Here is a 7,343-nt window from a genome sequence, read left to right as displayed (position 1 = left end):
AGAAGTTATTATTTCTGATGGAGAACATGGAATTAAACCTGCTACTTTTAATTTAATTCCAGAGAAAAAAGTGGAGAGTTTCGAGAATACTGCTGATAATTTACCTGACCCAGATGCAGTAGAAGAAAATCTTGAAAAAACAGGTAAAATTGCAACTTTTGAATATCAAGAATCAGACTCAGAGTTTCCCAAAAAATTATTAAAATTTCCAGCAGCAGATAGAGAAAATGGAATTAAACCTGCTACTTTTAATCTAATTCCAGAGCAAAAAGTCGATAATTTCGAGAATACTTATGATAATTTACCTGACCAAAATGTAGTAGAAGAAAATCTGGAAAAAACAGGTAAAGTTACGACTTTTGAATATCAAGAACCAGAGTCAAAGTTTCCCAAAAAATTATTAAAATTTCCAGCAGCAGAAGCTCATATAAATCAAGCTAACCTTGCCTTAAAACACGGAAATATAACAGCAGCAATTTCGTCTTGTAAACAAGCTTTAAAAGTTCAACCAAGTTATTCTCCATGTTATGTAATTGCAGCAGATAGAGAAAATGGAATTAAACCTGCTACTTTTAATCTAATTCCAGAGCAAAAAGTCGATAATTTCGAGAATACTTATGATAATTTACCTGACCAAAATGTAGTAGAAGAAAATCTGGAAAAAACAGGTAAAGTTACGACTTTTGAATATCAAGAACCAGAGTCAAAGTTTCCCAAAAAATTATTAAAATTTCCAGCAGCAGAAGCTCATATAAATCAAGCTAACCTTGCCTTAAAACACGGAAATATAACAGCAGCAATTTCGTCTTGTAAACAAGCTTTAAAAGTTCAACCAAGTTATTCTCCATGTTATGTAATTTTAGGAAATGCTTTTTACCAACAAAATAATTTAGAAGCTGCTTTGCGTGCTTATAGTCAGGCGTTAGAAATTGAGCCGGAAGTTGCAGAAGTTCAGGGAAATATTGGTAGTGTCTATTTACAGTTAGGTCAACATAAACAAGCACTATTTCATTATCAAAAAGCTATTGAATTAAAACCTGGTTTGGCTGGTATTTATTGGAATCTTGGCAAACTATTTCAATATTTAGGAAAGGTTGATGAAGCTCTTGAAGCTTGGGAAAAAGCATTAGAAATTCAACCGGATATAGTGGAAGCAGACTTTCACTTTAAATTAGGTAATACTCTTGTTAAACTGAGTCGAAATAATGATGCACTTAAGAGTTATGAGAGAGCAGTTAATCTGAAGCCAGATTATACGGAAGCTTATAGTAATTTAGCTAATCTTTTAGGCAAACAAGGAGATAAAGAAGCAGCAGCTAAGTATTACCAAAAAGCACTAGATGTTAATCCAGATTTAAAACATTTACATGAAAAGATAGCTAACAACTTATTGCTAAAAGGTGACTATGACCAAGCAATATTTCATTATCAAGAAGCAATAAAATATAATCCTAAATCTTATGATGCTTATGCCAATTTAGGCACAGCACTTTCTAACAAAGGATTATTAGAATCAGCACTAGAAAAATATCATAAAGCATTAGAACTTAAACCAAACTGGGCAGAAGTTTACTCTCGCATCGGACATATTATTAAACAAGAAAAAATGGAAGAGGCGATCGCTTTATTTGAAAAAGCCATCGAAGTTAAACCAAAATTTGTCGAAGCTCATCAACAATTATGCGATTTACTTAGTCATACAACTAAACTTGCTGATGCAAGAAAAGCTGCCGATAATTTCTGTAATTCTTGTGGAGAAATAGCTCCTATTCTTTCAGGAACTGCCTTTTTATTTTCCTACTTTCAGTCAGGAGTTAGTGAAGTTGCAAACTCCAAACTTTCAGAAGTAGAAAAAATCTGTTATCAAAGCTATGAAACCTTCAGCGAACTAGAAATAAAACTACTCTATGAAATTTTCTTATTTGCTGTTCCTCACCTTCGAGATGATTTAAAAGGAAACGCTAAATTTTACAAATTAATTGCTAAACAATATTATCAAAATCGACCCAAAATTTATCAAACTCCAAAAACTTATACCTCTAGTTCTCAACCATTAAAAATAGGATTCCTTTCCAAACATTTTCGCCGTCATTCAGTAGGTTGGTGTAGTGAAGCTTTAATCAGAGAATTATCTCAAATTACACCAGACGTTCATCTCTATATTACAGGTCCGTTGAAGAGAGACGATATTACTCAAAGATTTGAACAAATGTCTGTCAAAACATATTGGCCTAAAAAATATCCTAATGGCTTTCCATCATATCAAGAAATTACCACGCAAATATTAGAAGACAAATTAGATATAGTAGTAGATTTAGATTCAATGACATTGCCAGTCAATGTACATATTCTCCATGAACAACCAGCACCAGTTTGTGTTTCTTGGTTAGGATTTGATGCACCCTATATTTCTGAAAATCATTACTTCTTATGTGACTGGTATACCCATCCCCAAGAAAGAGAAGAATATTATTTAGAAAAGTTAGTTAGATTACCAGAAACATCTGTAGCTGTTGATGGCTTTGATAGTCTTTCAGTTGATAGAAATGTGACTAGAAATAGTCTCGGAATTGATTCAGATAAAATGGTTTATTTGTGTATAGCACCGGGGCGAAAAACTAATCCAGAAATGGTACGCGCTCAACTGAAAATTTTGCAACATACTCCAGAAAGTATATTAATTCGGAAAGGTCAGGGAGATGTAGATATAATTTATCAAACCTATCTTCAAGAATCTGAAAATTTAGGTGTAGACTTTAATCGAATTATCTTTTTAGGACAAACTCAAACAGAAGAAGAACATCGAGCAATTTATCAGATAGCTGATGTTTTGTTAGATTCTTATCCTTACAATGGCGGTACTCATAATTTAGAAGCTTTATGGTCAAATTTGCCTATAATAACTAGAGCTGGTAAACAATATTTATCTCGGATGGGTTACTCATTTTTGCAGAATATAAATCTAAAAGTAGTCCGAAAAATAGAATATTTTCCTCTTCTCAATTCTATTAACCTCAAATCATAACTTGATTCAAAAATGCCAAAATTTTTGTAATAATCACTTTACTTTGGTAGCTAATATATAGCAAGCCTATTTCTTATTGTCCCTTAATAGTTGCACCAACAATTTTCTCACAAGTACCTATAGGAACATAAATCCACTCTTCTTTATCTGAATCTACTGTAGCTTTACCTGCACAGTCATGCTCAGGAGTACCACAATCATTCATGCCCGCTTTAACAATACCAGCACATTTTTCCATACCTTCTTTTCCAGCAAGAGCTTCCTGATTACTACCTAGAGTAGCAATACCAACAGCTAATACACCAGTCATAGCAGTAGCTAAAGCTAGCTTCTTATTGATGTTTTTCATAATGTCATTTGCTCCTATTAATAAACTTTAATCTTCAATATAAAAAGTATCTACAATAGATATTAAGACAGTCTTTGAAAAATCTGAGATTCACCTGAGAAATTGGTAAAAAGTTGGTGAGTCTTTTTGAGCATTAAGATTGGGATTTTTCTCCCGCTTATTCATCAGTAAAATTTTATAGAGTAGATTGAATTTTGTCATGGCAAACTGATTACCTACTGGCATCTGTGCAACTATAAAGTTAAAAGTTAAAAATCTTAATTTAAGTAATTTTGATAATCTTCCTAAAAGAGATGGGTGCATCTCATATTTGCCAAAATACTTTTTCCCTATTCCCTATTCCCTATTTCCTGTTCCCTGTTCCCAGTTAAGTGTTCCCTAAAAGCGATAAATTTTTGGCTTTCTTCACGCATTGAGATGCACCCAAAGAGATGTACTATAATAAGTAACTGTCCAAATTTTAAGTATTTGCTATAAATATATATAAAATCCTCAAAAAATATATCTTAAGTATGTAGACAACTAAAATTACTTGTTTATGTATATACTCACTATTATCAAGGAAATTATTATTAATTCAACGAACATAATTTAACTCAAAGAAAATCTCAAAATTATGCAACTTAAAACTATTTGGCAATTCGGCAGTAATAACCCAGAAAATCCCAATAATCTAGATACTATTCGTGAATGGTGGGCAGCTCTAGCAGGAAAAGANACATAATTTAACTCAAAGAAAATCTCAAAATTATGCAACTTAAAACTATTTGGCAATTCGGCAGTAATAACCCAGAAAATCCCAATAATCTAGATACTATTCGTGAATGGTGGGCAGCTCTAGCAGGAAAAGAAATTACCTGGCGACAAAGACTAATTCCTGATAGTGGAGATATTTCAGAACTTGATTGGGAACCACAAAGATTTGATGAAATATTTCTCATTGCTCAACCAGAAATTCGCGGTATTACTCTTTATTGGCAGAAACCTAATTCTCCCACAGAAAGTAATACAACTGTGCAAAAATTAGCACTAAATCATACTCGTCAGGAATTATATATTTTTCCACAATCTCAACAAAAACTGGTAATTCGAGTGGCATTACCAAAAATTAAATATCAAAGAATTGAACTGAATAATCCCGAAATTTTTGTCGAAAATAATATGCTCTTATTTCAGGATGCCAAGCAATTATTAGAAGTACAAATTAAACTAACTCCCGAACAGTTAAATCAATTAAAGGAAAAACTTAAATAAGATGACTAATCATACCAATGAAATTATTGATGTACAACAAATTTTCTGGCAATTTTTCTGATAATTCAGGGAGAGTATCTATTTGGGGTTTGCTGAAAAAGTCTTTATTTAGGGAGTAGGGGAGTAGGGGCGAATGGCAATTCGCCCCTACAGATGATATAGGATTTTATCTTTTGCTTACAGCCCTTTTCAAATTAGACATCTCCATAAACAAAACCTTGTAGGGACGCTGTATGCAACGTCCCTACTGTGGTCTGCCGAAATAAAAACTGGTATAAGTCTTGACATTTTTGCTCAAACTTTTATCCTACCACTGCGAAACTTCCCGGATACACTTTCCCATCTAACTTCATCAAAGCTTCATAATCCATTTTTGCATAACTAGACACCTCTATTTGATTTTAGAGAGATTCACCTGAAAGTTTTAGGTGTATCTCTCAAATTTCTTCATGCAATGGAATATTTTCTATTTGTGGTGAATAACCCCATTGAAAATTCCCGCCGTAATATTATGTCCGGTTGAGTAGTTTAATTAGAGCTGCGTAGAATTGCTCTAGCCCGAACTATAGATATTGCTCAAGCAATTCTACAAACAAAAACTTTTTCATTGCTCATTTACTAACCTAACTTTTGGAAGCCAACTGAATCTCTACAACTGAAGTCGTTACTACGAACGAGCGATCGCCCTTCCACAATCAACAGCGTTTGGCGATCGCTCTCAACTCATTACCCAACTCTCAAAAAATGCTATAATCTAGACTGCAAAAAAGTGAAACCTAGAAATTATGGCAGTTGATTCTGCAAAACCCAAAATAAAGCTTGACCTTAATTTTGAGCTATTAGTTGAAGAATATCAGCAATAAGCTAAAACCCTGCCAAAACCTAAAAATGTAGAACAAACCCTTCAATTAGTATAAAGATGGCAGGGGCAATCGATTATAGAAAATTAAACAAATGGTTATAACTNCTGCAAAAAAGTGAAACCTAGAAATTATGGCAGTTGATTCTGCAAAACCCAAAATAAAGCTTGACCTTAATTTTGAGCTATTAGTTGAAGAATATCAGCAATAAGCTAAAACCCTGCCAAAACCTAAAAATGTAGAACAAACCCTTCAATTAGTATAAAGATGGCAGGGGCAATCGATTATAGAAAATTAAACAAATGGTTATAACTATTCCCCAAACTTAAAACAAACGAAAATTCCAACCAACTTCTCATAAATGTCCCATAATTTGGTCTAGTCCAGAGAATAGTATATTATAGCTCCTGACTACTATTTTCCTGTTCTATCAACATAATATGGAACTCAAAGACTTTCTGGGGACAGACCTTAAATACGACGTAAAAACCCTGGCCGATGATGAACACCTGACTCGCGAGATTCAGGCCATACTCATTGACCTAAATATGCTTAACCCGCCAGTAGATGGGATATTTGGCCCATTAACTACCGCAGCACTTCATCGGTTTCAAGTTAATCAAAAAAGTGGTGAAGCTGGATATTTAGGAGAGAAAACTATTAACAAATTGTTCGAGGCAATAGAAGCAAATATTCCGGCAGCTCCAATTATATTAAAAACTAAAAAAGACACTATTCTTAAGTCTAGACCTCTTCAATCTTCTCAATTAACTGATTCAGAAAAACATCATATTCCTGCTAATCAAGAATTTGAACTTTTAGCTTACGCTCCAGTAAGAAACCACTTCCGAATTGCTTTTCGTAACCATAAACATAACAGTTCAGGAGTTTGGTATATCCATGAAAAAAACATTGAAATTTCTGAAAATAATCAAGTTGTTCATCCCAAGTTCAGACCAGAAAATATCAGAATAAAAGTTCCATACATACCAAAACTAGATGATTGGTATAATCCTACTGGTTTATGTAATATTACTTCAATCGCTTCATGTTTAGAATTTTTAGAGGTGAATCGTAGTTCTAATTATGGTGAATTTGAAGACGAACTTTACGAGTATGCTTTAAGTCAAGGTTACAGTCGTCATAATCCATATCATTTAGTTAAAATTGTTAGAGATTATGGATGTAAAGATACTTTTAAAACTAATGCCACTATTGAAGAAGTTCAAGATTTCTTAATAGCAGGAAATCCTGTAGCTATACATAGTTATTTTACTTCTTTTGGTCATCTAATTGTTGGTGTTGGTTTTGATAATGAAGGATTATTTATTCACGACCCTTATGGCGAATGGTTTTCTACTGGATATCGTACTGACTTAAGTGGTGCTTATCTGCATTATTCTTATAGATTAATTCGTAATGTTTGTATGCCAGATGGTAGTTTCTGGGTACATTTTATTTCTAAATAAGGGAACAGGGAATAGGGAATAGGGAATAGGGAATTAGGAATAGTAAAAAAAAGTTTCTATCAGTAAGCTAAAGATTCTCCATCTATCACTAAATAGCTAGGGAATTTTTTAGGGGTCAGGAGTCATAAATCATAATTTAATGGTTTCAATACCATTTTTTAGGTCGCCAATCATTTTTATTGTCAAAGATACATTTCCTGTAAAATATTTTTACCGCTTCACTAAAACCCTAAAAAGTTGGTATAAAAGGCATATAAGGGGAAAAAAAATACTCCCCTACTTTTTCGGAATTATTTTGAGGTAAGTTACGTTCTTGGATCATTTAATTTTTCCTGAGCTAGTATAATTTAGTGATCTGATGTTGGAATGTTGCAACAGACATCTTT

General features: G+C 33.1%; 5 protein-coding genes. 3 read left to right on the top strand and 2 right to left on the bottom strand.

Annotation, left to right across the window (positions count from 1 at the left end):
- Window positions 1-3,025, top strand: a 3,025-nt coding sequence (locus tag AFK68_RS18210; RefSeq protein ID WP_246844268.1) for a tetratricopeptide repeat protein, incomplete at its 5' end; no start/stop codon positions are given.
- Between the two features lie 73 nt (window positions 3,026-3,098).
- Here the strand turns inward: AFK68_RS18210 and AFK68_RS18205 are convergent.
- Window positions 3,099-3,374, bottom strand: coding sequence for a DUF2282 domain-containing protein (locus AFK68_RS18205; protein WP_094673989.1), 276 nt, complete (start codon window positions 3,372-3,374; stop codon window positions 3,099-3,101).
- A gap of 90 nt (window positions 3,375-3,464) precedes the next feature.
- Complete coding sequence (locus AFK68_RS18200; protein WP_094673988.1) at window positions 3,465-3,677, bottom strand: hypothetical protein; 213 nt, start codon at window positions 3,675-3,677, stop codon at window positions 3,465-3,467.
- A 447-nt stretch (window positions 3,678-4,124) separates the two neighbouring features.
- On the opposite strand from AFK68_RS18200, the gene AFK68_RS18195 reads away from it, so the two are divergent.
- Entirely contained in the window at window positions 4,125-4,628 is a 504-nt protein-coding gene (locus AFK68_RS18195) for a hypothetical protein (protein WP_094673987.1), read from the top strand.
- 1,300 nt (window positions 4,629-5,928) lie between these two features.
- Window positions 5,929-6,957, top strand: a complete 1,029-nt coding sequence (locus tag AFK68_RS18190) for a C39 family peptidase (protein ID WP_094673986.1) — start codon at window positions 5,929-5,931, stop codon at window positions 6,955-6,957.
- Window positions 6,958-7,343: the final 386 nt, after the last annotated feature.

Source organism: Hydrocoleum sp. CS-953, assembly GCF_002260545.1.
Classification (GTDB): domain Bacteria; phylum Cyanobacteriota; class Cyanobacteriia; order Cyanobacteriales; family Microcoleaceae; genus Trichodesmium.
This window is presented reverse-complemented; position numbering and strand designations above follow the sequence as displayed.

Bases quoted from the DNA above. Each gene is read 5' to 3' on its own strand.
- AFK68_RS18205 (WP_094673989.1), bottom strand. From the start codon at position 3,374: ATGAAAAACATCAATAAGAAGCTAGCTTTAGCTACTGCTATGACTGGT.
- AFK68_RS18190 (WP_094673986.1), top strand. From the start codon at position 5,929: ATGGAACTCAAAGACTTTCTGGGGACAGACCTTAAATACGACGTAAAA.
- AFK68_RS18200 (WP_094673988.1), bottom strand. From the start codon at position 3,677: ATGCACCCATCTCTTTTAGGAAGATTATCAAAATTACTTAAATTAAGA.
- AFK68_RS18195 (WP_094673987.1), top strand. From the start codon at position 4,125: ATGCAACTTAAAACTATTTGGCAATTCGGCAGTAATAACCCAGAAAAT.